This window comes from Lysobacter sp. P5_C4, assembly GCF_054049695.1.
The window spans coordinates 325,077-350,670 of record NZ_JBFULX010000001.1 but is presented as its reverse complement, the minus strand read 5'-3'; the positions used below and the strand labels follow the sequence as shown (position 1 = coordinate 350,670).

The window sequence follows — 25,594 nt, the reverse complement described above, 5'->3', positions numbered from 1 at the left end:
ATCAGGCTTGCGTCGTCGCGAGTGCGGCGGCGGGATCGGCTTTGCGCGTCACGAGCTTGCGCAGCGCGACGTAGAAGACCGGGGTGAGGAACAGGCCGAACAGCGTCACGCCGAGCATCCCGGAGAACACCGTGATGCCGGTGACCGAGCGCACTTCCGCGCCCGCGCCGTGCGAAAGCACCAGCGGCACCGTGCCGGCGATGAAGGCGATCGACGTCATGACGATCGGGCGCAGGCGCAGGCGGCACGCTTCCAGGGCGGCCTCCACGATCCCCTTGCCCTGCATTTCGAGCTCGCGGGCGAATTCGACGATCAGGATCGCGTTCTTGCACGCCAGGCCCATCAGCACGACCAGGCCGACCTGCACGAACACGTTGTTGTCGCCACCGGTGAGCTTCACGCCGACCAGCGCGGAGAGCAGCGTCATCGGCACGATCAGGATCACGGCCAGCGGCAAGGTCCAGCTTTCATACAACGCGGCGAGCACGAGGAAGGCGAGCAACACGGCCAGCGGGAACACCACGAGCGCAGCCTTGCCCTGCGTGGCCTGCTGATAGCTCAGGTCGCTCCAGTCGAAGCCCATGCCGTTCGGCAAGACCTGTCCGGCGATTTCGGTGATCTTCTCCATCGCTTCGCCCGACGACATCGCCTTCGGGTCGTAGCCACCGAGCAGGTCGGCCGCGGGATAGCCGTTGAAGCGCAACACCGGGTCGGGGCCGTAGGACTGCTTGATGGTGACCATCGAACCGATCGGCACCATCTCGCCGTTGACATTGCGCGTACGCAGCTTCGCGATGTCTTCCACGTTGTCGCGGAAGGGACCGTCGGCCTGCGCGACGACCTGCCAGGTGCGGCCGAACATGTTGAAGTCGTTGACGTACGCCGAACCCAGGTAGGTCTGCAGCGTGTCGAACAGCTCCGTCAGCGGCACGCCCTGCGCCTTGGCCTTCACGCGATCGACTTCTGCATCCAGCTGCGGAACGTTGGCCTGGTAGCTCGTGATCGGATAGCCCATGCCCGGCGTCTGCGCGGCGGTGCCTTGCACGGCCTGCACCGCGTTCTGCAGCGCACCGTAGCCGAGGTTGCCGCGGTCTTCGACGAACAGCGAATAGCCCTGGCCGTTGCCCAGGCCGAGGATCGGCGGGGGCATCAGCGCGAAGGCGAAGCCTTCCTGGATGTTCGCGATCTTGGCGTTGAGCTCGTCGTTGATTTCCTTCGCCGACTTGCTGCGCTCGCTGAAGGGCTTGAGCGGGAAGAACACGACGCCGCTGTTCGGGGTGTTGGTGAACTGCAGCGGGTTCAGGCCGGGGAAGGCGACTTCATGCGCGACGCCATCGATGCTGCGTGCGGCGTCGGCGACCTTCTTCAAGGCCGCATCCGTGCGTTCGATCGAGGCGCCTTCGGGCAACTTCACGCCGGCGATCAGGTACAGCTTGTCCTGGGTCGGAATGAAGCCGGCCGGCACCCACTGGAACACGAAGCCGGCGGCGATGAGCAGCACCGCGTAGACGCCGAACACGCGGCCACGATGGCCGAGCATGCGGCCCACGCCGGTCTGGTAGCGCGCCGAGTTCTTGTTGAAGAAGCGGTTGAACGGACGGAAGATCCAGCCGAATCCACGCTCGATGCCGCGCGAGAGCAAGTCCTTCTTCGCCCCGTGCGGGCGCAGCAGCTTGGCGGCGAGCGCCGGCGAGAGCGTCAGCGAGTTGATCGCCGAGATCACCGTGGAGATCGCAATGGTGACGGCGAACTGCTTGTAGAACTGGCCGGTCACGCCCGAGAGGAAGGCCATCGGCACGAACACCGCGCACAACACCAGCGCGATCGCGATGATCGGGCCGGAGACTTCCTTCATCGCCAGGTGCGCGGCCTGCAGCGGCGTTGCGCCTTCCTCGATGTGGCGTTCGACGTTTTCCACGACGACGATCGCGTCGTCCACCACGATGCCGATCGCGAGCACAAGCCCGAACAAGGTCAGCGTATTGATCGAGAACCCGAGCAAGTGCAGCGCGGCGAACGTACCGACCACCGACACCGGCACCGCGATCAAGGGGATGATCGACGCACGCCAGGTCTGCAGGAACAGGATCACCACCAGAACGACGAGCAAGGTCGCTTCCAGCAGGGTGCTGACGACGGCCTTGATCGAGTCGCGCACGAAGATCGTGGTGTCGTACACCGTGCGGTATTCCACGCCCGGCGGGAAACGCGACTGCAACTGGTCCATCTTCGCGACCACCTGGTCGCGAATCGCGAGCGCGTTCGCACCCGGCGCCTGGAACACGCCGATGGCGGCGGCGTTTTGGCCATCCAGGCGTGCCCGCAGCGTGTAGTCGCCGGCGGCGAGTTCGACGCGCGCCACGTCGCCCAGACGCACGACTTCACCGTCTTCGCCGGACTTCAGCACGACATCCTTGAACTCTTCGACCGAGCGCAGGCGGCCCTGCGCATTGATCGGCGTGAGGAAGTCGCTGCCGTTGGGCATCGGTTCGGCGCCGAGCTGGCCGGCGGAGACCTGGATGTTCTGTTCGCGCACCGCGCGCAGGACGTCGCCCGCGGTCATGCCGCGCGCGGCGATCTTGTCGGGATCCAGCCACAGGCGCATTGCGTAATCGCCGCCGCCGAACTGGTGCGCTTCGCCGACGCCCGGGATCTTCGAGAGCTCATCCTTGACGTGCAGGCGCATGTAGTTGCGCAGGTACAGCGTGTCGTACTTGCCGTCGGTGGAGACCAGGTGCACGACCATCAGGAAGGTCGGCGACTGCTTCTGCGTCGTCACGCCCTGGCGCCGCACGTCTTCGGGCAAGCGTGCCAGTGCCTGCGCGACGCGGTTCTGCACCTTCACCGCGGCGTCGTCGGCGTCGGTGCCGGGCTTGAAGGTGATGGTCATCTGCAGCACGCCGTCGGAACCGGCGACGGACTTGAAATACATCATGTCCTCCACGCCGTTGATCGCCTCTTCCAGGGGCGTGGCCACGGTTTCGGAGATCACCTTCGGGTTCGCACCGGGATACACCGTGCGCACGATGACCGACGGCGGCACGACTTCGGGGTACTCGCTGATGGGCAACAGCGGGATGGCGATCAGGCCCGCGGCGAAAATCACGATCGACAGCACGGCGGCGAAGATCGGCCGGTCGATGAAGAACTTGGAGAAGTCCATGAGGGGTTCCTCAGGCAAAAGGGGCTCTGCACCTCCCCCTGCGAATGCAGGAGGAGGCCGGGGAGAGGTGCGTTGTCTGGTTGCGAGCCGTTACTTCATCGCGACTTTGTCGCCCGCAGGCTGCGCACCCATCGCGATCGCCTTCGGCGACACCGGCATGCCGGGCATGAAGACCTTCTGCACGCCGTGGACGATGACCCTGTCGGTGGGCGCCAGGCCCGAGCGCACCACGCGCAGGCCGTCGATCATCGGGCCGGGCACGATGTCCTTGCGCGCCGCGGTGTTGTTCGGGCCGAGCACGTAGACGTACTTGCGGTCCTGGTCGGTGAGCACGGCCTTGTCGTCGACGAGCAGCGCCTTGAACTTGCCGGTGCCCTTCAACTGCACGCGGGCGAACAGGCCGGGCGTGAACACGCGGTCGGGATTGGCGACCACGGCGCGCGCGCGGATCGTGCCGGTCTTCGGATCGACCTGGTTGTCGATGAAGTCGACCGTGCCGTCGTGCGGATACCCGTCCTCGTCGGCCAGGCCGATGCGGACCGGGTTGCGCACGCCATCGCGTTCGCCCTTGCGGGCCAGCGCGGCGTAACGCAGGAAGGCCTGTTCGTCGCTTTCGAAGTAGACGTACATCGGATCCTGCGAGACCAGCGTGGTCAGCAACGTCGAATCGGTCTGCGCCAGGTTGCCTTCGGTGACCAATGCACGGCCGGCGCGGCCGTCGATCGGCGAACGGACTTCGGTGAACTGCAGATCCAGTCGCGCGGCCGCAACGGCCGCTTCGGCAGCGCGCACGCCGGCGGTGCCCTGCGACGAGGCGGCCCTGCGGATTTCGAACTCTTCGCGCGAGATCGCCTTGGCGTCGATCAACGTCTGTGCGCGCTTGTCCTGCATCTGCGCGAGCGACTGTTCGGCGCGGGCTTTCTCGAGGTTGGCCAGTGCCTGGTCGAGTGCGGCGCGGTAAGGACGCGGATCGATCACGAACAACAGATCGCCTTTCCTGACGTCCTGTCCTTCGTGGTACGCCACGTTTTGCACGTAGCCGCTCACGCGCGGACGCAGGTCGACGGTTTCCACCGCCTGCACGCGGCCGGTGAACTCGTCCCACTCCGCGACATCCTTGCTCAGCACGGTGGCGACGCTGACTTCCGGCGGCGGCGGGGCCGCGGGCGCGGCTTCGCTGGTGCAAGCGGACAGGGCGATCGGCAGGAGCGCTGCGAGCGCCAGCGTGCCGAGCACCACGCGGTTGACGAGGGGCAATCGATTATCGGCGGGTTGGCGGGTCATGGGCGTCTTCCTTGGAGGGGAGGGGAGAGGAGAGATCGTTGTTGTTCTTTTTCTTCGATGGCGAGAGCGCACCGAGCAGGCGGCGCGCGTCGTCGTGACAGCGTGCGGCGAGCGCCGCGTCGCCGCCATCCGATCCTTGCGATTGCGCGTGGCATGGGCCCTTGCAATGCACGATCGGGTCGATGGCCGCACGGTCGTTGCGATCGAGCAACGCGATCGCGCGCTGGCCGACGCCCACGGCGTCGGGCCACTGGTCGCAGGCGTGTTTCGCGTTGGCGTCGGTCTTCACCGGCCAATCCAGTGCGAGCAACTGCACGCGCACACCGCGCGGGCGCGCTTCCTCATGCAACACGCGCGCAAGCATGCGCAACGCGGCCGCGCCGACCGAACGATGGCCATAACCGGCCCAGGGGTTTTCGCCGCCGGGACCGTCGACGATCACCCAACCCCCGGCACGACCGCCTTGCGCGAGCAGCGGAAACAGGTGCCGCGCAAGCGCAAGGTGGGCGACGACGTTCTGGTCGATCGATTCGCGCAGATCGTCGGCCGAGGCGTCGAGCAGGCGGCCGCGTTCGCGATCGCTGCACAGGGCCACGACGACGCCGTGGATCGGCCGGTCGAGGCTGCGCAGCGTGCGTTCGAGCGAGGTCGCGTCGCGTTCGCTGCCGAGCATGGCCGGAACGATGGAAAGGTCGGCGTGCGCATGCAGTCCCTGCAGTGCGCGCAACCCGTCGGTGTCGGGGGAGACGGCGATGACGGGCCGACCGGCGTCGAGCGCGGCGCGGACCACGCCCCGCCCGATGGCGCCGGTCGCGCCGAGAACCAGGAGGGCAGCCGCTGGGCCGGCCGTATGACGGAACGTGGTTTTCATTGCCCCGCTCCCGGGATAGTTTCTCCCGGATGTGGGACGAAAGCGCGGATCAGGTCATGGCGTTGCATCGCGCCGGCCACGGCGAGGCCAAGGACGAGCAGCGGCATGCCGACGAGGAAGGCGACCACCACGACCATCAGCCAGGCCGGACCGGCGCCATGTGCGGCCGTTTCACCGATCGCGAGGAACCCCAACGCTACCAGCACGATCAGTCCGATCGGCAGAAGCGGCAGGAGGGCGAGGCGGGTGCGTTGCTGGGTCGACATGGTCGTAGGGGGTCAGGCGGGAATGGCGTGCAAGGTACGCCGCGCATCGGCACTTGATTAGCTGGCAAAACGGGGAATAATTGTCCCGGCCCCGGTCCAATGTTCCTCCCCCTATGAGATCGCGGCCCACAGGAGCCACGCATGGCCCGCGATCTCAACGACACCCTGATCTTCGTCAAGGTGGTCGAGCACGGCAGTTTCATTTCCGCGGCGCGCGCGTTGCGGCTTCCGAAGACCACGGTCAGCCGCAAGGTGCAGGACCTCGAGACGCGCCTGGGCGCGCAGTTGCTCCACCGCACCACGCGCAAGCTCGGGCTGACCGAAGCGGGCAACGTGTATTACGAGCATTGCCAGCGCATCGCGCGCGAGCTGGACGAAGCCGAAAGCGCGGTGGGCCAGTTGCAGGGTGGTCCGCGCGGTTGGTTGCGCATCACCACGCCCTATTCGATGGGCATCGAATGGATCGCGCCGCTGCTCGGCGAGTTCCACCAGCGCAACCCCGAAGTGCGCGTCGAATTGGTGCTCAACAACGAGCCGCTCGACATCATCGACAAGGAAATCGATGTCGCGCTGCGCGTGGGCAACTTGCCCGATTCCAATCTCATCGCGCGCCGCCTTGCGACGCTGCGCACGCAGGTGTACGCGAGCCAGCGCTATCTCGAAGGCCACGGCGAGCCACTGCATCCCGACGACCTGCAACACCACCGCACGCTCGCGATGAACAAGCAACGCAAGAATGGCGCGGGCTTCAGCTGGCCACTCCACGACGGCACCAAGAGCACCGAGTTCCGCATCGATCCGGTCTTCGTCGCCAACGATCCGGCCGGCCTGCGCGGCGCGTTGATCACGGGCGAGGGCTTGATGCTCGGAACCGACATCATGATGCGGCCGTACGTCGAAGCCGGTTACGTCCGGCGCGTGCTGCCCGCCTGGAACGGACCGGAGTACGAAATGAACGCGGTCTTCCCGCGTGGTCGCGTGCAATCGCCGAAAGTGCGCGCGTTCGTCGACTTCCTCGTCGAACGCCTGGACTTCGATGCCGGCGTGATGCAGGGCGTCTGCCCGGGATCGAGCTGCACCGAAGTCGGCAAGAAACCCGAATCGATCGCCAACGCCTATCGCCTCGCGCTGCGCAAGGTGGCGGACGAGACGCCTGCGGCGCAAGCCGCGGAAGCCGAGGAGCGCGTCGAGGCTTAGGGCGCCCGTTCGATCCGCACGTCGGCGATCCAGCGCGATCGCCGGCGGGCGAGGCGGGCGTCCACGGTTTCGCCTTCGACGTCGCTGTCGCCGCGGTCGAAACGCGCGGCATCCACGTGTTCGAACGTGTTGATGTTCACCACGGCGTAATCGCGGCCGTCGATGCGGCATGTCGCCGCGACCACCACGCCGCAATGCATGCACACATGGAAATCCGCAGTGCGCGTGCCGAAGGCGTAGCGCTCCACGCGCGCCGCATCGGCGATGCGCAGCACCAGCGATGCTTCCGGATGCGAAGTCCACGTCGCGCCGTGCTTGCGGCAGAACGTGCAACCGCACGCACGCGCAGGGATCCGCGCCGCATCCGCCGGCCAATCCAGCAGCAGGCGCACGTTGCCGCAGTGGCAGCCGCCTTCGATCATTTGCGCGGCGGTGGCGTGAGGCGCAGCAACTTGCCGTCCTGTTCGTCCGTCAGCACGTAGACCTTGCCGTCGTTGCCGACGCGCACATCGCGGATGCGCGCATCCTGGTCCTGCAACAGGCGTTCTTCGGCGACGATCGCGTTGCCCTTCAGCGACAGGCGGATGAGGTTGGATTCGGCGAGCGAGCCGAGGAACAGGCTGTCGTTCCACGCGTTGCCCGGGCGCCCGGTGAAAAACGCCATGCCGCTGAGCCCCGGCGATTTTGCCCAGTAGTGGTGCGGCTGCTCCATGCCCGGCGCGGCGGTGCCGATGGATTCGGAAATCTTGTAGCCCGGGTAATCGATGCCCCAGGTAATGATCGGCCAACCGTAATTCTTGCCGGCCTGCGGCAGGTTGATTTCGTCGCCGCCGCGCGGGCCGTGTTCGCTTTCCCACAGCGTGCCGGTGCGCGGATCCAGCGCGAGGCCCTGCATGTTGCGATGGCCGTAACTCCAGATTTCCGGGCGCGCCCCCTTGCGGCCGACGAAGGGGTTGTCGCGCGGCACGCTGCCGTCCAGGTTCAGGCGCACGAGCTTGCCCTGCAGCATGTCCAGTTGCTGCGCCTTCATCCGCTCCTCGCGCTCGCCCTGGGTGATGAACACGTGGCCGTGGCCGTCGAAGGCGATACGCGAACCGAAGTGGTTGGCGCCGGTGAGTTTCGGTTGCTGGCGATAGATCACGCGCACGTCGTGGAGCGCGGTGTCCACGAGCGTTGCGATCGAGACCGCGGTGCCGGCGGTGTCGTCCTCGCCCGGTTCGGCGTAGCTGAGATACAGCTTTTTCGACGTCGCGAAGTCCGGCGCCAGCGCGACATCGAGCAACCCACCCTGGCCTTGCGCGAACACGGCCGGCACGTTCGCGATGGGCTCGCCGAGCGTGCCGTCGGGCGCCACGCGACGCAGGCGGCCCGGGCGTTCGGTGACCAGGAAGTTCCCGTCGGGCAGCAGCGCGACCGACCAGGGATGTTCGAGGCCATGCGCGATGGTTTCCACGCGCATGCCGTTTGCGGACGTCGTGGCCGTCGCCGTTCCACCGCCCGCCGCGGCCGTCGCGCTCGCCGAAGATTGCTGCGAACTGCATCCGAAGCTCGCAAGCGACGCAACCACCGCGACCGCCCTCCATGCCTTGCGTGCCATGCCCATCTCCGGTGGAGCGCGTCGAGGCCTAACGGTACCCCGCCGCCTGCAGTTCGAACAGTTCCGCGTATCGGCCGCCCTGCGCAAGCAGCTGCGCGTGCGTCCCGCTGGCTTCCAGGCGCCCTTCGTCCAGCACGAGGATACGGTCGGCCATGCGCACGCTCGAGAACCGGTGCGAGATCAGCACCGCCGTGCGCCCGTGGGAGAGTTCCTTGAAGCGCTGGAAGACTTCGAACTCGCTGCGTGCATCGAGCGCGGCGGTGGGTTCGTCCAGGATCATGACCTGCGCATCGCGCATGTAGGCGCGTGCGATCGCGATCTTCTGCCATTGCCCGCCGGAGAGGTCCACGCCCGTGCGGAAGCGGCGGCCGATCACCTGGTCGTAGCCGTTGGGCAACCCGGAGACGACCTGCTCGGCGAACGCGCGCCGCGCTGCTTCTTCGATGCGCGCGCGATCGTCCATCGCGTCGATCTGGCCGACACCGATGTTCTCCGCCGCGGTGAGGTGGTAGCGCACGAAGTCCTGGAAGATCACGCCGATGTTCGCGCGCAGGTCGTCCAGGTCGTAGTCGCGCAGGTCGCGGCCGTCGAGCAGGATGCGGCCCTCGTCGGGGTCGTACAGGCGCGCGAGCAGTTTGACGAGCGTGGTCTTGCCCGCGCCGTTTTCGCCGACGAGCGCGAGCACTTCGTCTGCGCGCAATTCGAAATCCAGGCCGCGCAAGGCCCAGCGCTCGGCATCGGGGTAGCGGAAGCCGACACCTTCGAAGACGAAGCCGTGCGCGATCGGTCGCGGGATCGGGATGGCGCCCGGCCCCGAACGGATTTCCGGTTCGATCTCGAAGAACGAATACAGATCGTCGAGATACAGCGCTTGCCCCGCGACCTGCGAAAACCCGACGAGCAACCCTTCGAGCAATTGCCGCAGCCGGCGGAAACTGCCGGCGAGGAAGGTCAGGTCGCCGATGCTGAAATCGCCCTTCACCGTGCGCCAGGCGATGTAACCGTAGGCGAGGTAGTAGCCGAGCGTGCCGAAGGCCGCCAGCAGCGTGCCCCACAAGGCGCAGCGGCGCGCGAGGCTGCGGTTCGCCACGAGGAAGTGCGAGGACAGCGCCCGGTACCGCGCGATGAAGTAACGGTGCAGGTTGAAGATCTTCACTTCCTTCGCGGTCTCGACGCTCGCGCCCATCTGGCGGAGGTATTCGAGCTGCCGGCGCTCCGGCGTCCACTGGAAGTTGAGTTGGTAGTTGAGCGCGTTGAAGTGCGACTCGCCGACGAACGCCGGAATCAACGCGACACCGAGCAACACGATCAACCACGGTGCGTAAACGACCAGCCCCGCGATGAAACTCGCGACCGTCACCGCGTCCTGCACCTGCCCGAACAACTGGCTGAGCAGGTTCATGCGGCCCATCGTCTGGCGGCGCGCCCGATCCAGGCGATCCTGCAGTTCGGGGTCCTCGAAATCCTCCAGGTCCAATGTCGCCGCGTGTTCCATCAGGCGCACGCTGGTGGCGTTGGTGAACATCTCCGAGAGCACCGAGTCGGCGTAACTCACCAGGCGGCCGAGCAGGTCGGAGGCGATGGCCAGGCCGAATTCCAGGAGCAGCAAGGTGAGCAGGTGATCGATCGCGCCGCCGTGCCATGCGGCGGGGAGGGATTCGAACGCCAGGCCCTGGCCGACCAGGCGCACCGCCTCGTCGATGATCAGCTTGCCGACGTAGAGCGTGGCGATCGGCAACAGCGCGCGTACCAGGCGCAGGCCCAGGCTGGTGATCGTCAGCGGGCGCGAGGTCGCCCAGATTTCGCGCAGGAACGGCGGCAGGTTGCGCAGGGCGCCGACGCGTTGGCGCAGCGTTGGGTTCTCACCCTGTCTGGGGGCGGGCGGGCGAACAGGCTGAGCCATTCCCGCCAGTGTCGCGGCCCGCGGGTGATGGCGGAAAAAAGATAGGGGGCGCGGCCTTGCACCGCGCCCCCCGAGGGACGAAACCGGGGAGGGGAGACCCGGCTGCGTACTGGTTACGACCCCTTACTCGAAGACAAGTTCCGCATCGCCCGAGAAGGTCTCGATGCGGATCAGGCCGTTGCCCGAGCCGTAGCGGTGCTCGAAGCTCGCACCCGGGCCGTACTTCGGACGTTCGATCTTCGCGCCCGGCGCGGTGAGGTCGCCGCTGAAGGTTTCGCCCGAGGCTTGCGCCGAGGTGTTCTTCGGGAGAATCAGGTGCAGGTCGCCGCTGACCGATTCGGACTTGAACTCGCCGCCGTTCTGCAGGCCGGCGCGGACCTTGGCGTCGCCGGAGACGGTGGAGACCGAAATGTGGCGCAGCAGCTTGCCGTTGGAGTCGGCTTCGATGTTGCCCGAGACGGTTTCCACCGACATCTCGCCGTCGAGCTTGCCGCGCAGGCTGAGGTCGCCGCTGACCGACGAGGCTTTGACATCGCGGGTGTTCAGCGTAAGCGTGAGATCGCCGCTGACGCTTTCGATGTCGGCTTCGCGCGGCGCGCCGGCGACGGTGACATCGCCRCTCACGCTGTCGATCTGCAGCGACTCGCCCGCGGTACCGACGACGTCGACGGTCGCCGAGACCGAATCGATCTCCAGCTCGGCGAGCACCGGCACGTTGAGGATCAGGTCGGTCGGCTCGGTGTTGTCGTTGTTGCGAAAGCCGCTGCGGCCGCGCGGATATTCCACGCGCACGACCAGGTCGCTCTCGTCGCCGTCGATCACCAACTTCTCGACGCCCTTGCCGAGGCTGCCGCCGATGTGGACTTCCTTCTTGTCCCACGTGCGGACCTGGATGCGGCCCTTGAGGTTTTCAATCTCGATGTGGCCGCGCGCGTCGAGCGCGCGGGTTTCGTTGATCGGCGTGGCGGCCCACGCCGAGGGTGCGGCCACGCAGGCCAGGAGGGTGAGTGCAATCAGCGAGCGGGTCATCGAGGTGTCTCCGAAAAAATGGTGCGGGCGCGCGCCGGTCAGCTGGCGAGCGACGTGCGGGCCAGGCGCTGGGTGAGCTCCAGGCGCCGCGTGTAGGTGCGTTGCAGGCGATCGAGCAGGAACCGCGCGTCCGGGTCGCGCGCCAGCGCGGTGCGAATCTGCGCGGCGCTGCGGTCGAGCACCTTGAGTGCGGGGGTGCCCTTCGCCGGCGGCGGCGTGTAGGCGTCGATTTCCTTCAGTGCCGCCTGGTATTCGCGCGTCATCGCTTCTGCTTCGACGGCGATGATGCGGCCGTGCACGCTGTCGCCGATGGGCGCGGTTTCCGGTGCCACGGGGCGCACCTGCCAGGCGATGCCGAGCGCCAATGCGAGCGAGGCCGCGGTGGCGAGCGGAAGGAGGGGACGCCAGGACTTGCGGACCGGCGTCCGCGCGACTTGCGGCGTCGCGGCGATGCGCGCGGCGATCGAAGGCCAGAGGTCGGCGGCCGGTGCCACGTCCTTGCGCAGTGCGCGCAATTCCCATCGCAGTGCGTCGGGAAGCATGCTGTCGAAGAGCGGGCGGTCTTGATTGTCGATGTCATGCGTCATGGGAACCTCCGAGACGCGTGCGCAGCAATCCGCGCGCGCGATGCAACTGGGCCTTCGAACTGCCGACCGCCATGCCGAGTTCGGTGGCGATCTCTTCGTGCTTCCAACCTTCCACGTCGTGCAGGACCAGCACCGCCCGCGCCCGTGGAGGCAACGTGGCCACGGCGCGCTCCAGGTCCATCGTCAGCGCAGTGCCATGGCCGGCGGAATCGGGCGTGCCGAGCATGTCGAGCGCGTCCTCGTCGTCGCTGGCCTGCGGCCGGCTCCGGCGCGCGCGCAGCTCCATCAGGGCGGTGTTCACGGCCAGGCGATGCAGCCAGGTGGTAAACGCACTTTCGAACCGATACCCCGGCAGCGCCTGCCAGCACCGCACGAAGGCTTCCTGTGTGAGGTCTTCCGCGCGGCCGGCATGCCCTCCCACCAGGCGCATGATCACGCCGTGGACCCGGGCGTTATGGCGCCGGTACAGCGCCTCGAAAGCGCTCGCGTCGCCACGCCCCGCCGCGCGCACCAACGCGCCATCCACGTCCTCGCCGGGTTCGGCGGACGGGAGCGCTGCTGGGGCGGGTGATGTCCATGCGGTCACGGCGGAGGTCAGCATAACCACACTGATGCACGTTCCGCCGGCAAGGTTTAGAGCCGCTCGTGAGGCGCCGTCGGGCTAGAATCCGCCCTTTCGCACGCCCCCCGGTTGTCCCGTGACCCAGGTTTCGCCGTCCGTTCGTCCAGCAGGCCCCAGCTCGATCCGCCAGGAAGACCTGATCCAGTCGGTCGCCGACGCCCTGCAGTACATCTCCTACTACCACCCGGTCGACTACATCCGGAACCTGTCCGCCGCGTACGAGCGCGAACAGAGCGTCGCCGCGAAGGACGCCATCGCCCAGATCCTGATCAATTCGCGCATGTGCGCCGAAGGCCACCGCCCGATCTGCCAGGACACCGGCATCGTCACGGTGTTCCTGACCATCGGCATGGACGTGCGCTGGGACGACGCAACGATGGGCGTGGAGGAGATGGTCCACGAAGGCGTGCGCCGCGCCTACAACCATCCCGACAACAAGCTGCGCGCCAGCGTGCTCGCCGATCCGGCGGGCAAGCGCACCAACACGAAGGACAACACGCCGGGCGTGGTCAATGTCCGCGTCGTGCCGGGCAACACGGTCGAGGTGATCGTCGCGGCCAAGGGCGGTGGATCGGAAGCCAAGTCGRAGTTCGCGATGCTCAACCCGTCCGATTCCATCGTCGACTGGGTGCTCAGGACCGTGCCGACCATGGGCGCCGGCTGGTGCCCGCCGGGCATGCTCGGCATCGGCATCGGCGGCACCGCCGAGAAGGCGATGCTGCTGGCGAAGGAAGCGCTGATGGAGCCGATCGACATCGTCGAGTTGCAAGCGCGCGGCGCATCCAACCGCGCAGAAGAACTGCGCCTGGAACTCTACGACAAGGTCAACGCGCTCGGCATCGGCGCGCAGGGCCTGGGTGGCCTGACCACCGTGCTCGACATCAAGGTGAAGGATTACCCGACGCACGCGGCGAACCTGCCGATCGCGATGATCCCCAACTGCGCCGCCACGCGCCACGCGCACTTCGTGCTCGACGGCAGCGGGCCGGTGATGCTCGAACCGCCCTCGCTCGAAGATTGGCCGAAGCTCACCTACGACGCGAGCAAGGGCCGTCGCGTGAACCTCGACACGCTCACGAAAGACGATCTCGCATCCTGGCAACCTGGCGAAGTGCTGCTGCTCAACGGCAAGCTGCTCACCGGCCGGGATGCCGCGCACAAGCGCATCGTCGAGATGCTGAACCGCGGCGAATCCTTGCCCGTCGATTTGCGCGGCCGATTCATCTACTACGTCGGCCCGGTCGATCCGGTGCGCGACGAAGTCGTCGGCCCCGCCGGCCCGACCACGGCCACGCGCATGGACAAGTTCACCGAACAGGTCCTCGCGCAGACCGGCCTGCTCGGCATGGTCGGCAAGGCCGAACGCGGCCCGGCCGCGATCGAAGCGATCCGCAAGCACGGCTCGGCGTACCTGATGGCAGTCGGCGGCGCGGCGTATCTCGTCTCGAAGGCGATCAAGGCATCGAAGGTCGTCGCCTTCGAAGACCTCGGCATGGAAGCGATCTACGAGTTCACCGTGCAGGACATGCCGGTGACGGTTGCGGTCGATTCGAAGGGCGCGTCGGTGCACGAGACCGGCCCGAAACAATGGCAGGCGCGCATCGGGAAAATCCCGGTGGTCGTCGCGTGATCGCCCCCATCCTGGTCGAACACCACGCGCACGGCCAAGCCTTCAAGGTGCGATTCGAACAGCACCACGGTTACGTGCGCGCCTATGTGCACGAAGGCCGCGACTGCCTGGCAGTCTCCATCGCGATGTGGCAATTGCTCGGCGAACATTGCCGCGCACATGGCGCGACGCGCCTGCTGGTGGTCGAAGACCTCGACGGCACGGTGCCGCTGGAACAAGTGGACACCGTCATCGCCGCGATGGCCGACGCCGGCTTCGGCGCAATCCGCACCGCCTTCGTCGAACTGCAGGACGACCTGCAGGGCAGCGAGCACGGTTCGATCCTCGCCAGCGAACGCGGCGTGCAGGTCTACGTCACCAACGACGAATTCGTCGCGCGCCACTGGCTGATGTACGGCGAGTAGCCTTCAGCTTGGCGACGCGGGATTCTTGTCGTCGAGCAGGTTCACGTCTTCGGACTTGCGCTGCGCCTCGGCGAGCTGCGCGTCGATCTCCTTGTCTTTCGACGTGTCGACATGCATCGCGTGTTCCACCGGCGGCACGGACGGCGCCATCGCCGGCGCGGGCGTGCCGGCGCGGCGCACGCCGCCCTTGTCGAGCGCGGACTTCACCGCGCGCATGGCTTCGCTGCGCACACGCGGCACGCTGTTTTCGCGCTGGTCCACCCAGCCGAGGAATTGCGCCTTCAATTGGTCGTGCAGGTATTCGACGATCAGCGCGTTGGGCTGCGGATCTTCGAGCACGCCCTTGATCCCGCGCAGCCGCTCCAGGCCGAACTTCAGCGCATCGCCCACCGAGGCGCCCGGATCGAGCGGCACGATGAAATCGAAACGGCGCTTCGGGTTCTCCGAGTAATTGAGCACGACCGACCGGAATACCAGCGCGTTCGGCAACGCCACCTGGTTGCCGTCGAGCGTCATGAGCAGCGTCGTGCGCGACGTGAGCGCGACCACCTTGCCTTCGTGCACGCGATCCACGACGACGTGGTCGCCTGGCGCGAACGGCCGGCGCAGGCTGAGCAGGATGCCGGCGATGTAATTCTCGGCGATGTCCTTGAACGCGAAACCGAGCACCAGGCCGATGACGCCCGCCGACCCGAGCACCGCGCCGACGAGCGAGGAAGCACCCAACAGGTCGAGCGCGACCAGGATGCCGATCAGGGTGATCGCGCCCTGCACTGTGCGGCGGAGCAGGGCTTCCATGTAGGGGTTGTTGCTGTGCACGCGCGCCATCCAGCGCATGCGGCGCGACAGGCCGCGGCCGATCCAGGCGGCCAGCAGCACGATCGCGAATGCGATGACCAGCAAGGGCGTCGCCGCGACCAGGCGCACGAGCTTTTCGGTGACGGCCTGCATCGCGACCTGGAAGCGGTCGGACAACTTCGTGCTGAGCTCGACGCGGTTCTCGACGCCCGTCACCCCGGCTGTCTGCGAGGCGATGGCGCCCGCCATGTCGATGTCGGCCTTCGTCACCGCTTGGCCACGCAGCATCGCGACGCGATTGATCACGCTCGCTTCGACATCGCGCAGTTGCGGTTGCGAGGCCAGGCGGGCTTCCACGCGCTTGCCCAGCGCGCGGTCGGTCGCATCGACGGCGACCGAGGACGCCGCCGCAGGCACCGTCGTGGCGGGCGCGCCGGCATGCGAGGCGAAGGACAACAGGAGCAACAGGGGCGCAATGCGCGCGGCGATCGATCGGGTCATTCGCACCGTCGTGGCGTCGGAGAGGCCCCGCCAGTCTACAACTGCGAGCGGATCGGCAGGATCACGCGCTCGATGAACTTCTCCTTCAGCGGTCGCTTTTCCCACATCTGGTAGGTGTAGCCCTTCGACTTGGCCAGGTCCTGCTCGAAGATATGCGTCATGCGGTCGGCGAAGCCCGCGTCGTACACGTTGAGGCTCGCCTCGTCGTTGAGGCGGAAGCTGCGCAGGTCGAAGTTGGTCGAACCCACCGACGTCATCTCCTTGTCCACGATCAGCATCTTGTTGTGGAACATGGTCGGTTCGTATTCGCTGATCGCGATGCCGGCCTTGAGCAACGGGCCCCAATCCATGCGCGAAGCGTGGCGCGCGGCGTCGGAGTCGGTGTTCTTGCCCGGCACGATCACGCGGATGCGCACTCCGCGCTTGCGCGCCGCGAGCAGCGCACCGGTGATCAGTTCGTCGGGGATGAAGTAGGCCGCTTCCAGGTCGATCGTGTGCTCGGCCGCGGCGATGGTCATCAGGTACATCAGGTGCATGCTCTCGCTGCCGCCATTGGGCGAGCTGATGAACATGTGCGCGTCCATGCCGTCGGCGCTTTCGAGTTTCGGGAAATTGTCGGCGCCGTTGAGCACCTCGCCCGTCGTCTTGATCCAGTTGTCGTTGAACGCGGCCTGGAATTGCGCGACGACAGGGCCTTCGACGCGGAAATGCATGTCGCGCCAATGGTCCTTGTCCTGCCCATGGCCCCGCCACGGGTCGCCGATGCCCACGCCGCCGGTGAATCCCACGCGCCCGTCGATGATCAGCAGCTTGCGATGCGTCCGGTTGTTCATGCGCGCCAGGTTGTACCAGTGCAGCGGGCGATAGCGCACGACGTGCACGCCCGCCTGCTTCATCTGGTCGAGCAGCGAGGCTTCCATGTTGTAGCTGCCGGCCCAGTCGATGGTGACGTGCACTTGTACGCCGGCCTTCGCGCGCTCGCACAGGGCGGCGGCGAACTCGCGGCCGATCTGGCCTTCCCAGTAGATGTAGGTTTCGAAGCTGATCGTCTTCTTCGCACCGCGGATGCCTTCGAGCATCGCGGGGAAGATCTCGTCGCCGTTCTGCAAATCCTGGATCACGTTGTGCGAAACGATCGCAGGGCCGAGCAGCACGCCCATTTCGCGACGGAACTGCGGGTCGGACACCGCGTACCGGTGTTCGACCTTCTTTTCGATCTGTTTTTCGGGCTTGACGAAGTTGAGGCCGAGGACGACGACCAACCCTGTCACGAGCACGGTGACGATCACGACGGTCAGCATTCGGGTCTTGCTCCAGCGCATCGCGCGCCCCGGGTCGAAGGAACACCGACGTTAAAGAAGCGGCCGCAGCCCCCGCGTGAATGGGGTGGGGCGCGCTAGAAGAACCACGCGAAGGCGAACACCCCGAGCATCGCGAAGGCGAGCCCCAGCTTGAGGACGATGCCCAGCACGATGCCGAGCCACGTGCCGAAGCCCACCTTCGCCGCCTGGCGGATTTCCCGGCCATGGATCAACTCGCCGATGAGCGCGCCCACGAAGGGCCCGACGAACAACCCCAGCGGCGGCATGACGAACAGGCCGGCGAAGGTGCCGAGCACCGCGCCCCAGATCGCCTGCTTGCTGGCGCCGACGCGCTTGGCGCCGTGCGCGGTCGCCCAGAAATCGATCACGAACGACACCGCGGTCATCAGGCCGAGCACCACAAGCGTGACCCAGCCGATCTCCTGGAAACCGCCGGCCCACGCGGCCACCAACATGCCGGCGAACACCAGCGGCAGGCCGGGCAAGGCGGGCAGGACGACGCCGACGAGGCCGACGAGGACGAGCAGGGCGGCGATGGCGTAAAGCAGGGCTTGTTGGGTCATCGGCATCCTCGTGGGGGCATGAAAAACCCGGCCTTTCGGCCGGGTTTTTGTTTTGCATCTTGCCTCAGTTCTGCGACGGATTGTTCTCCGCGAAGTATTCGTGGCTGTCCGCGTTGTCCAGTGCCGAAGCCGGATCGGTGATCGCCAGGTTCTTCGCGCCCGCCTGCCCGTACACGTGGTCGTCGGTGCCGGCGGTGACGTTGAAGTGGCTCATCTCGTGCACCAGCGTACCGGCCTTGGAATCGGTGCCCGTCAGCGGTGCGCTCCAGAACGCGCGGCACACGAAGATTTCGTACGGGCGCGTCGGATAGACGTAGGCGTAGTAGTTCTGGTTGCAGCCGCAGTTGATCTTCACCTGCCCGGCGCTCTGGTCCATTGCCGCATCGATCGAAGTGAAGTGCGATTTCGCCGTGCTGTAGCGCGCCGAGGTATAGCTGCCGAACCACGTCGTGTAACGCGGGCCCGCGGTGCCGGCGTTGAGATAGCCCTTCGCGTTTTCGGTGTAGGTGCGCGCGCTGTTCACCGCGCTGCCCGCGGTGCTGATCTGCGAGGTCGTGCAACCGACGTAGCTCACGCCGTTGACGACGGTGCCGCCGCCGGACGGCGGCTTGGCCCTGCTTCCGCCGGCCTTGCCGAGCAGTTGGTCGCGGCCGTCCACCCACAGGCGCAGTGGCGCGGAGCGCGCGATCATCGGCGCGCCGGTGGCCTGGCGCAACATCGCGCCGGTCGAGAGCGAAGCGTGTTGCAGGGGGGATGCGAAGGTCACGGTGTATTGGCCGGACTGCGCGAGGTCGTAGGCAGCCGAGAGATCCACCTTCGCGACATAGGTATCGCCCGGGCGGATGATCGCGAAGTCCGCGGCGGTCGGCAGGCCGCGCTTCACCAGCGGGCCTTCGTACTGCACCGGCTTGCCGTCGCGGCTCACCTGGAACAGGCGCGCTTCGAGGAAGTCCGACGGGAGTTGCCACTTCGGCACCCGGACCGTGTTGCGGCTGGTGTTGGTGATGCGCACTTCGACGGCGCCCAGGAAGTCGCTGGCCTTGCCGGTGGCGGCGACCATGCTGACTTGCAACGGGTTGTTGCGCGCCGAAGGCGGTGCGGCGGTCGAGACCGCGGCGATCGAACCGGCGAGGAGGGCGGATGCGACGACGGTCTGGCTGACGGACAGTTTCATGCGAGTGGAACCCCCGGAAGTGGTTGGAAGCGCGATGTCCGCTCTGCGGCGGACTGGCCGACCTTAGGCCCGGGCAGCCTCGCCCGCATTCTGCGCTGCAGCAGTGCGCCGCCCGCGGCATATGCGCGAAGCGGGCGTGACGAGGGCGAAAAAAAGGAGGCTGCCCGGGGGCGGCCTCCATCAAGACGATCAGGGGCTGGGACGACCAGGCTGGTCGTACTGATCAGTTTGTCCAGGCGCGACCGTTGTAGACCCGCACGTAGGAGCCTTCACGGATCCCGCCGACATCGGCCTGGTTGAGCGTGACCGTGTTGCCGTTGTCCATGCGCACGTAGACGTTGTAGCTCTGCGCCTTGTTCATGTTCTTCTGGATCGCCGAGCCGGCCACCGCGCCGCCGACCGCACCTGCGACCGTCGCGGCATTCTGTTTGCCATCGCTCGAGTTCTTCGCAAGCTCGTGGCCCGCGACTGCGCCGACCACGCCACCCAACACTGCGCCGGTGGCGCCGTTGGTCTGCTGCCCGCCGATTGCGTCGATGCGGGTGACGGTGCCGCAGTCGTAGCAACTCTGTGCCGGCGGCGGCGTGTTGTAACCGGTGTTGCCGTTGTAGGACGGCGACGTCGATGCGCAGCCCGCGAGCGCGAGGGTGGCGACGGCGGCTGCGGCAAGCATGTGCATCTTCATGCGACTCTCCTGTCGGTGTTGGTCCGCCACCGATGCTGTGAGCCGCGCGGTGAACAGGGCATCAAGCGCGCGGGTTTTCCCGCGCGCGCATCAGCGCGTGTTCAGTTGCACAATCTTCAGTCGATCAATCGCGGAAATCCTGGTGGCATGCCTTGCACGCGTTGCCGATGGATTCCATCGTCTTGCCCAAAGCGGGACAGTTGAGCGGCGGATTCGCGCGCGCGGCATCCAGCGCCGCGCGGAAACCACTTGCGGCCTTGGTGAAGCGCGCGTCGTCGCGCAGGTCGGGGAAGGCGGACTCGATGTCGTCGGCGGTCACGCGCAACGCACTGAAGTGCGGCAGCGTGTCGGTCGCGTTGCAGCGGTTGGCCTCGAGGTTGTTCTTCAGTTGCACCGCATGCCATTGCTGCACGTGCATCAACGCATCGGGGAATGGGTCCTGCCGCGCCTGCCAGGTCCGTATGCCCATCACGGTAAGGACGGCGCCCACCACCAGGCCGACGAGGAAGAGGAAGAAGTAACGCGCCCCGGTGCCTGCCATGTCCGTGCTCCTGCGTGGATGGTGTGGCGGCGAGGGTAGCAGAGGGCCGGGCCCACGCGCGTGGTTCGCTAGAATGCGCGCCATGCGACAGGACTTGCGGGACCGCTTCGCCGGCATCGACCGGCTCTATGGGCGCGGCGCGGTGGAACGCCTCGACACGCGCCGCGTGGCCGTCATCGGCCTGGGCGGCGTCGGCGCGTGGGCGGCCGAGGCGCTCGCGCGTTCGGGCGTCGGACATCTGACGCTGGTCGACGCGGACGATCTGTGCGTGTCGAACACCAACCGGCAGCTCCCCGCACTGACCGGCAACTACGGTCGCAACAAGGCCGAGGTGATGGCCGAACGCATCCGTGCGATCCATCCGCAGATCGACGTCGATCCGGTGCAGCATTTCCTCACGCAGGCCAACCTGGACACGTTGCTCGATCGCAAGTTCGATCTGGTGCTCGATGCATGCGACAGTTTTCGCACCAAGGTGACGTCGATCGCCTGGTGCCGCCGCCGCAAGCTGCCGATGATCACCGTCGGTTCCGCCGGCGGCCGCACCGACCCCACCCAAGTGCGCGTGCGCGATCTGTCGCGCACCGAACACGATGCGATGTTGTCGTTGATCCGCAAGAAGCTGCGCGGCGAGTTCAATTTTCCGCRCAGCAAGGATCGTTACTTCGGCATTTCGGCGGTGTATTCGCTGGAGAACGTGCGCTATCCGCAGCCCGATGGCAGCGTGTGCGGATTGCGGCCGCAGCTCGAGGCCGATGCGGCGTTGAAACTGGATTGCGGCGCCGGCCTGGGCGCGGCGACGCATGTCACGGGCGCGTTCGCGTTCGCGGCGGTGGGGAAGGCGATGGAAGTGTTGTTGAAGGCGAAAGCCGTCGCGGTTTGAGGTGTTTCCACCAGATGGGCGCATTGGCAGTTGAGTGCGTTGGCACCAGACGGGCGCATCGGCAGTTGAGTGCGTTGGCACCAGACGGGCGCATCGGCACGCCGCATTGGTGGCCTCATTGCTCCGCAAGAGCCCACGCTCCGCAATGAGGCCCCCAACGCGACGACCGCTGCGCACTACAGCGGATGGCTGCGCGACAGCACTGTGTTGAATGGGCGCGTCGGCGCTGGAGTGATTCGCGCCAACTGCCAGCACACCAGACGGACGGAACGTCACCCACCTCGGCGCGCGCACCGTCGTGCTGCGTCACCGTGTGGCAGGCGACGTTCCTCGCGGCGATCTGAGCGCGGCGCCCCTCTCCCTGCGGGAGACGGGTTGGGGCGGGCGGTGGCTTCAGCGCGCGCGCTTCTGTATCTCAGCGGACCAATACGTCGACTCAAGTACACGGTCAATGGCGAGACCGACGCGCTTGAATACCCATGCGAAGGAATGTGGACGTAGCAGCTTGTCGTACCCGCTGGCAGCCTCCGTCCCAGGCTCTGCAAGCCTGCCCATCACTCGCATGTGTTCGCGCAACTCGACCAGCTCGCGATGCGCTTTTTTTATTGAGCCACCCTCCCGACGCAGATTCGCGTCGCTGCCACTGAGGTGAGCGTGTGTTCGGCGCGAGTGTTCCTGATGAGTACTTGGAAGGTCTTGCAGCGTGGCCGGAACAGCGCTGAAGCGACGCGGCAACGTCACAATCGAAGCCAGGTCACCCGCCATCGGACTCGACTTTGTTCTCAGCCGACTCCAGTCGGGCACCGATTGAACGCAGTCCCTTTTCGAAAGAACCAGCCCTGTCGTCCATTGAACTCCGGCCCCGGGAAATCGGACTCAAGTCGGTCGCGGGTGGAACTGGGTTCATTGCAAACGGCCCTGGTTCCGCTGCCGGCTGAACTGAGTCCGTTGCAATCGGACTCGGGCGCGTTGCCAATTGAACTGAGTCCGTTGCAAACGCACCCAAGTGTTTTGCCGAAGCAAGCGAGTCCGTTGCGGACCGAGTCAAGACCGCCTAACCCCCGCCCAGAAGGGCAGGATCCTCACTCAACCCCTCTCCCGCAGGGAGAGGGGTGCCGCTCTCAGATCGCCGCGAGGAACGGCGCCTGCCACACGGTGACGCAGCACGCCGGTGCGCGCGCCGAGGTGGGTGACGTTCCGTCCCTCGGGTGTGCTGGCAGTTGGCGCGAATCAATCAAGGATCGACGCACCCATTCCCCACAGTGCTGTCGAGCATCCCAAAGCGCCCGTCTGGTGTAACGCCTCAAACCAGCCGGAACAACCGCTCCGCATTCCGCGTAGTCGCCTCGGCGATCACCGCCGGATCCTCATCGCGCAAAGCCGCGATCGTCTCCAACACCCGCACGATGCGCGCCGGTTCATTGCGTTGCCCGCGATGCGCGCAATCCGGTTGATCCGGTGCATCGGTTTCCAGCAGCAGCGTTTCCAGCGGCACCGTCGCCGCAACGCGACGCACACGTTTTGCGCGCTCGTACGTCACCGGTCCGCCGATGCCGATGAGGAAGCCCAGGTCTGCCAGCTGTCGCGCCTGTTCCTCGCTGCCGGCGTAACTGTGGATCACGCCGCGCAGGTTGCCGACGCGCTTGATCGCCGCCATTACCGCATCGACCGCACGCCGCGCATGCACGACGACCGGCAGGTCGTATTCGCGCGCCAATGCGAGCTGCCCGTCGAAATACGTTGACTGCACGTCGTGATCGAGGCCTTCCACCCAATAGTCCAGGCCGCACTCGCCGACGGCGACGGGACGCTCGCGTTCGATCCAGTCGCGCAATTCGCGCAAATGCGCCGCGCGATGCGCCGCGATCATCATCGGATGCATCCCGTAAGCCGGGAACAGGCCGTCGTCGCGTGCACACGCATCCCGCAACGCCGGCCAGGTGTTCGCTTCGATGGCCGGAACGATCTGCCGCGTAACGCCGACTTCTCGCGCTCGTGCGACGACGGCGTCGCGGTCGGCGTCGAATTCGGGAACGTCGAGGTGGCAGTGCGTATCGACCAGCGCGTGCATCAGCGGCGCGGGGTGTCGATGACGTCGGGCGTCTTGCGCCTGCGCAGGCCCGCGAACAGCAGCGTGCCCAGGCCGAGCAGGATTTCGTCGGCGAAGGGAATGAAGTCCGGAATCAGGGTATCGAGGACGAACAGCGCCGCGGTGATGACGAACAGGCGGGGGAAACTCAATTTCGACAGAAACCCGAGCACCCGGTTGGTGATGGGGTTGGGCATGTCCGATGCGCTCCTGAATGCTGCGTTCATCCAACGCTAGCACGCAGCATGCAGCGAGCGTGCCGTGCTTCACGATTCGGTTAAGAACTCGTCAAATTGCGGGGTGGCCGTTCAGGAAGGAAGTGTTGGAATCCGTTCCGACGCCGGCGCTCGTGCCGCCGAAGCAAGTACGAAGGCCCAGGAGGCCACGCCATGTTGAAGAACAACACACTCGCCATTGCCCTAGCCGCGCTGCTCGTGGGCGGCGTTGCCACTGCCGCCTTCATGAACAACCGCGGCAAGGCCGACGTCGCCGCCGACGTGCAGGCCTCGCCGTCGCTGGCCGCCAACCCGGCCGATGCGGCCGCCGACCAGCCGCTCGACGACACCGGCGTGCAGGCCAGCCCCAAGGTCGAATACGCCGACGTGATCGGCGTGCAGCCGATCAAGAAGTCCGAAAAGCTCTACGCGCAGGTCATCGGCACCGAGCCGATCAAGGAAACCAGCACCACCTCTTCGCCGCACGAGGTCTGCCAGGACGTCGTGGTGCAGGAACGCGCCCCGGAACGCGACGGCAACGTCGGCGGTACCGTCGTCGGTGCGGTCGTGGGCGGGTTGCTGGGCAACCAGGTCGGCAGCGGCAACGGCAAGAAGGCCGCGACCGTCGCCGGTGCGGTGGCTGGTGGCTTCGCCGGTCGCGAGATCGACAAGCGCCACGTGGGCGGCAAGGTCGTCGACAAGACCGAGCGCCAGTGCCACACCGAGACCTCGACCTCGCAGTCCTCGCGCACCGTCGCGTGGAACGTGACCTACCGCAACCCGGACGGCACCACCGGCACGATGCGGACCGGCGACAAGCCGGGCAGCCGCATCTCGCTGGGCAGCGAGTCCAGGACCGTGGGGTACGACGTGACCTACCGCTACGAGGGCCAGGAACACACCGTGCGCATGGACGAGAAGCCGGGCCAGCGCCTGCCGGTGGTCGACGGCCAGGTGATGACGCAGGTGGCCACCGCGTCGGGCAGCAACGACAACGGCTAAGCCCCAAGGCAAGCGGAAACCGTTACCAGACGGGGCCGGAGCGATCCGGCCCCGTTTTTTTTACCTACAATGCCGGGCTTCCGTCCGCATCCAAGCCCCCAATGGCCCTGCATCCCTACGATCTGTACGACGTCCGCTCCCTGCTCAGCGAAGAGGAGCGCGCCGTCCAGGATACGGTCGCGCGCTTCACCGACGAACGCGTCATCCCGATCATCGGCGATGCCTTCGACCAGGGCCGCTTCCCGCGCGAGCTGGTAAGTGAAATCGCCGAACTCGGCCTGCTGGGTTCCTCGCTGCCCGAACAATACGGCGGCGGCGGCCTCAACGCCGTCAGCTACGGCCTGATCTGCCAGGAACTGGAACGCGGCGACAGCGGCATCCGCAGCTTCGTCAGCGTGCAGTCCTCCTTGTGCATGTATCCGATCTACGCCTACGGCTCGGAAGAACAGCGCACGCGCTGGCTGCCCGACATGGCCGCCGGCAAGGTGATCGGTTGCTTCGGCCTGACCGAACCGCAGGGCGGCTCCGATCCGGCCAACATGAAGACCAACGCGCGCCGCGACGGCGACGACTGGGTCCTCAACGGCTCGAAGATGTGGATCACCAACGGCAACCTCGCCGACATCGCGATCGTGTGGGCGCAGACCGACGAGGGCATCCAGGGCTTCATCGTCGAGAAGGGCATGGCCGGCTTCGCCGCGCAGGAAATCAAGCACAAGATGTCGCTGCGCGCCTCGGTGACCAGCGCGCTGTTCTTCGACAACGTGCGCGTGCCCGATTCCAGCCGCCTGCCGAACGTCAAGGGCCTCAAGGGTCCGCTCGGTTGTTTGACGCAGGCGCGTTACGGCATCACGTGGGGCCCGATCGGCGCGGCCATCGCGTGCCTGGACGAAGTGCTGCACTACACCAAGGAACGCATGCTGTTCGGCCGTCCCGTCGCGGCCACGCAGAGCGCGCAGATCAAGATGGCCGAGATGGCCCGCCGCATCACGCTCGCGCAGATGCTGGTGCTGCAGCTCGGCCGATTGAAGGACGCCGGCAAGATGCAGCCTTCGCAGGTCAGCCTCGCGAAGTGGAACAACTGCCGCATCGCCATCGACATCGCGCGCGAATGCCGCGACCTGCTCGGCGGCGCGGGCATCACCACCGAACACGCGGCGATCCGCCACGCGCTCAACCTCGAGTCGGTCATCACCTACGAAGGCACGGAGACCGTGCACCAGTTGGTGATCGGCCGCGAACTCACGGGCATCAGCGCGTTCTGACGC

25 protein-coding genes are annotated in these 25,594 nt (G+C 66.6%); 6 read left to right on the top strand and 19 right to left on the bottom strand.

The window, feature by feature from the left end; translation table 11 throughout:
- Position 1: 1 nt before the first annotated feature.
- The 4 genes from ACXJJ8_RS01615 to ACXJJ8_RS01600 all read right to left on the bottom strand — a co-directional run bounded on the left by ACXJJ8_RS01615 (position 2) and on the right by ACXJJ8_RS01600 (position 5,584).
- Positions 2-3,163, bottom strand: a complete 3,162-nt coding sequence (locus ACXJJ8_RS01615) for an efflux RND transporter permease subunit (protein ID WP_499026484.1) — start codon at positions 3,161-3,163, stop codon at positions 2-4.
- Between the two features lie 90 nt (positions 3,164-3,253).
- A complete protein-coding gene (locus ACXJJ8_RS01610; RefSeq protein WP_499026483.1) occupies positions 3,254-4,447 on the bottom strand; it encodes an efflux RND transporter periplasmic adaptor subunit in 1,194 nt (397 codons plus the stop codon).
- Positions 4,425-5,318 (bottom strand): SDR family NAD(P)-dependent oxidoreductase, encoded by an 894-nt coding sequence (locus ACXJJ8_RS01605; protein WP_499026482.1) that lies wholly within the window; start codon positions 5,316-5,318, stop codon positions 4,425-4,427. Before ACXJJ8_RS01605 ends, ACXJJ8_RS01610 begins: the two co-directional genes overlap by 23 nt.
- Positions 5,315-5,584 carry a hypothetical protein gene (locus ACXJJ8_RS01600; protein WP_499026480.1) on the bottom strand — a complete coding sequence of 90 codons (270 nt, stop codon included), beginning with the start codon at positions 5,582-5,584 and terminating at the stop codon, positions 5,315-5,317. The genes ACXJJ8_RS01605 and ACXJJ8_RS01600 overlap by 4 nt, the downstream gene beginning before the upstream one ends.
- 141 nt (positions 5,585-5,725) lie before the next feature.
- Between ACXJJ8_RS01600 and ACXJJ8_RS01595 the strand changes: the two genes are divergently transcribed.
- On the top strand, positions 5,726-6,781 hold the full coding sequence (locus ACXJJ8_RS01595) for a LysR family transcriptional regulator (RefSeq protein ID WP_499026479.1): 1,056 nt from the start codon (positions 5,726-5,728) through the stop codon (positions 6,779-6,781).
- Here ACXJJ8_RS01595 and ACXJJ8_RS01590 read toward each other — a convergent pair.
- The 6 genes from ACXJJ8_RS01590 to ACXJJ8_RS01565 form a co-directional block, all read right to left on the bottom strand.
- Positions 6,778-7,203 (bottom strand): GFA family protein, encoded by a 426-nt coding sequence (locus ACXJJ8_RS01590; RefSeq protein WP_499026478.1) that lies wholly within the window; start codon positions 7,201-7,203, stop codon positions 6,778-6,780. The two genes, ACXJJ8_RS01595 and ACXJJ8_RS01590, sit on opposite strands and share 4 nt — an antisense overlap.
- Positions 7,200-8,378 (bottom strand): PQQ-dependent sugar dehydrogenase, encoded by a 1,179-nt coding sequence (locus tag ACXJJ8_RS01585; protein WP_499026477.1) that lies wholly within the window; start codon positions 8,376-8,378, stop codon positions 7,200-7,202. The genes ACXJJ8_RS01590 and ACXJJ8_RS01585 overlap by 4 nt, the downstream gene beginning before the upstream one ends.
- A 28-nt stretch (positions 8,379-8,406) precedes the next feature.
- A complete protein-coding gene (locus ACXJJ8_RS01580; protein WP_499026476.1) occupies positions 8,407-10,281 on the bottom strand; it encodes an ABC transporter ATP-binding protein in 1,875 nt (624 codons plus the stop codon).
- A 123-nt stretch (positions 10,282-10,404) separates the two neighbouring features.
- Positions 10,405-11,310 carry a DUF4097 family beta strand repeat-containing protein gene (locus ACXJJ8_RS01575; RefSeq protein ID WP_499026475.1) on the bottom strand — a complete coding sequence of 302 codons (906 nt, stop codon included), beginning with the start codon at positions 11,308-11,310 and terminating at the stop codon, positions 10,405-10,407.
- A gap of 38 nt (positions 11,311-11,348) precedes the next feature.
- On the bottom strand, positions 11,349-11,897 hold the full coding sequence (locus ACXJJ8_RS01570; RefSeq protein ID WP_499026473.1) for a hypothetical protein: 549 nt from the start codon (positions 11,895-11,897) through the stop codon (positions 11,349-11,351).
- The gene (locus ACXJJ8_RS01565) at positions 11,887-12,498 is read right to left on the bottom strand and encodes an RNA polymerase sigma factor (protein ID WP_499026471.1); all 612 of its coding nucleotides are present in this window, start codon (positions 12,496-12,498) and stop codon (positions 11,887-11,889) included. The genes ACXJJ8_RS01570 and ACXJJ8_RS01565 overlap by 11 nt, the downstream gene beginning before the upstream one ends.
- A gap of 97 nt (positions 12,499-12,595) precedes the next feature.
- On the opposite strand from ACXJJ8_RS01565, the gene ACXJJ8_RS01560 reads away from it, so the two are divergent.
- Together ACXJJ8_RS01560 and ACXJJ8_RS01555 are read left to right on the top strand one after the other, a co-directional pair.
- A complete protein-coding gene (locus ACXJJ8_RS01560) occupies positions 12,596-14,149 on the top strand; it encodes a fumarate hydratase (RefSeq protein ID WP_499026470.1) in 1,554 nt (517 codons plus the stop codon).
- Complete coding sequence (locus ACXJJ8_RS01555; protein ID WP_499026469.1) at positions 14,146-14,553, top strand: hypothetical protein; 408 nt, start codon at positions 14,146-14,148, stop codon at positions 14,551-14,553. The genes ACXJJ8_RS01560 and ACXJJ8_RS01555 overlap by 4 nt, the downstream gene beginning before the upstream one ends.
- 3 nt (positions 14,554-14,556) lie before the next feature.
- Here the strand turns inward: ACXJJ8_RS01555 and ACXJJ8_RS01550 are convergent, their stop codons facing one another.
- From ACXJJ8_RS01550 to ACXJJ8_RS01525, 6 genes are all read right to left on the bottom strand, one after another.
- Complete coding sequence (locus ACXJJ8_RS01550) at positions 14,557-15,852, bottom strand: mechanosensitive ion channel domain-containing protein (RefSeq protein ID WP_499026468.1); 1,296 nt, start codon at positions 15,850-15,852, stop codon at positions 14,557-14,559.
- Between the two features lie 35 nt (positions 15,853-15,887).
- The gene (locus tag ACXJJ8_RS01545) at positions 15,888-17,153 is read right to left on the bottom strand and encodes a phospholipase D-like domain-containing protein (protein ID WP_499026467.1); all 1,266 of its coding nucleotides are present in this window, start codon (positions 17,151-17,153) and stop codon (positions 15,888-15,890) included.
- A 95-nt stretch (positions 17,154-17,248) separates the two neighbouring features.
- Complete coding sequence (locus ACXJJ8_RS01540) at positions 17,249-17,737, bottom strand: DUF456 domain-containing protein (RefSeq protein WP_499026466.1); 489 nt, start codon at positions 17,735-17,737, stop codon at positions 17,249-17,251.
- A 64-nt stretch (positions 17,738-17,801) separates the two neighbouring features.
- On the bottom strand, positions 17,802-18,911 hold the full coding sequence (locus ACXJJ8_RS01535; protein ID WP_499026465.1) for a M35 family metalloendopeptidase: 1,110 nt from the start codon (positions 18,909-18,911) through the stop codon (positions 17,802-17,804).
- Between the two features lie 223 nt (positions 18,912-19,134).
- Positions 19,135-19,596, bottom strand: a complete 462-nt coding sequence (locus ACXJJ8_RS01530) for a glycine zipper 2TM domain-containing protein (RefSeq protein ID WP_499026463.1) — start codon at positions 19,594-19,596, stop codon at positions 19,135-19,137.
- A 124-nt stretch (positions 19,597-19,720) separates the two neighbouring features.
- On the bottom strand, positions 19,721-20,137 hold the full coding sequence (locus ACXJJ8_RS01525; RefSeq protein ID WP_499026461.1) for a hypothetical protein: 417 nt from the start codon (positions 20,135-20,137) through the stop codon (positions 19,721-19,723).
- A gap of 82 nt (positions 20,138-20,219) precedes the next feature.
- Between ACXJJ8_RS01525 and ACXJJ8_RS01520 the strand changes: the two genes are divergently transcribed.
- Entirely contained in the window at positions 20,220-21,020 is an 801-nt protein-coding gene (locus ACXJJ8_RS01520; RefSeq protein WP_499026460.1) for a tRNA threonylcarbamoyladenosine dehydratase, read from the top strand.
- Between the two features lie 393 nt (positions 21,021-21,413).
- Here ACXJJ8_RS01520 and ACXJJ8_RS01515 read toward each other — a convergent pair whose 3' ends face one another.
- The 3 genes from ACXJJ8_RS01515 to ACXJJ8_RS01505 form a co-directional block, all read right to left on the bottom strand.
- Complete coding sequence (locus tag ACXJJ8_RS01515; RefSeq protein WP_499026458.1) at positions 21,414-21,785, bottom strand: XAC0095 family protein; 372 nt, start codon at positions 21,783-21,785, stop codon at positions 21,414-21,416.
- Positions 21,786-22,323: 538 nt separating this feature from the next.
- On the bottom strand, positions 22,324-23,091 hold the full coding sequence (locus ACXJJ8_RS01510; protein ID WP_499026457.1) for a TatD family hydrolase: 768 nt from the start codon (positions 23,089-23,091) through the stop codon (positions 22,324-22,326).
- The gene (locus ACXJJ8_RS01505) at positions 23,091-23,306 is read right to left on the bottom strand and encodes a DUF6116 family protein (RefSeq protein ID WP_499026455.1); all 216 of its coding nucleotides are present in this window, start codon (positions 23,304-23,306) and stop codon (positions 23,091-23,093) included. Before ACXJJ8_RS01505 ends, ACXJJ8_RS01510 begins: the two co-directional genes overlap by 1 nt.
- A gap of 195 nt (positions 23,307-23,501) precedes the next feature.
- On the opposite strand from ACXJJ8_RS01505, the gene ACXJJ8_RS01500 reads away from it, so the two are divergent.
- Positions 23,502-24,326 (top strand): glycine zipper 2TM domain-containing protein, encoded by an 825-nt coding sequence (locus ACXJJ8_RS01500; protein WP_499027183.1) that lies wholly within the window; start codon positions 23,502-23,504, stop codon positions 24,324-24,326.
- 101 nt (positions 24,327-24,427) lie between these two features.
- Positions 24,428-25,591 carry an acyl-CoA dehydrogenase family protein gene (locus ACXJJ8_RS01495; protein WP_499026453.1) on the top strand — a complete coding sequence of 388 codons (1,164 nt, stop codon included), beginning with the start codon at positions 24,428-24,430 and terminating at the stop codon, positions 25,589-25,591.
- Positions 25,592-25,594: the final 3 nt, after the last annotated feature.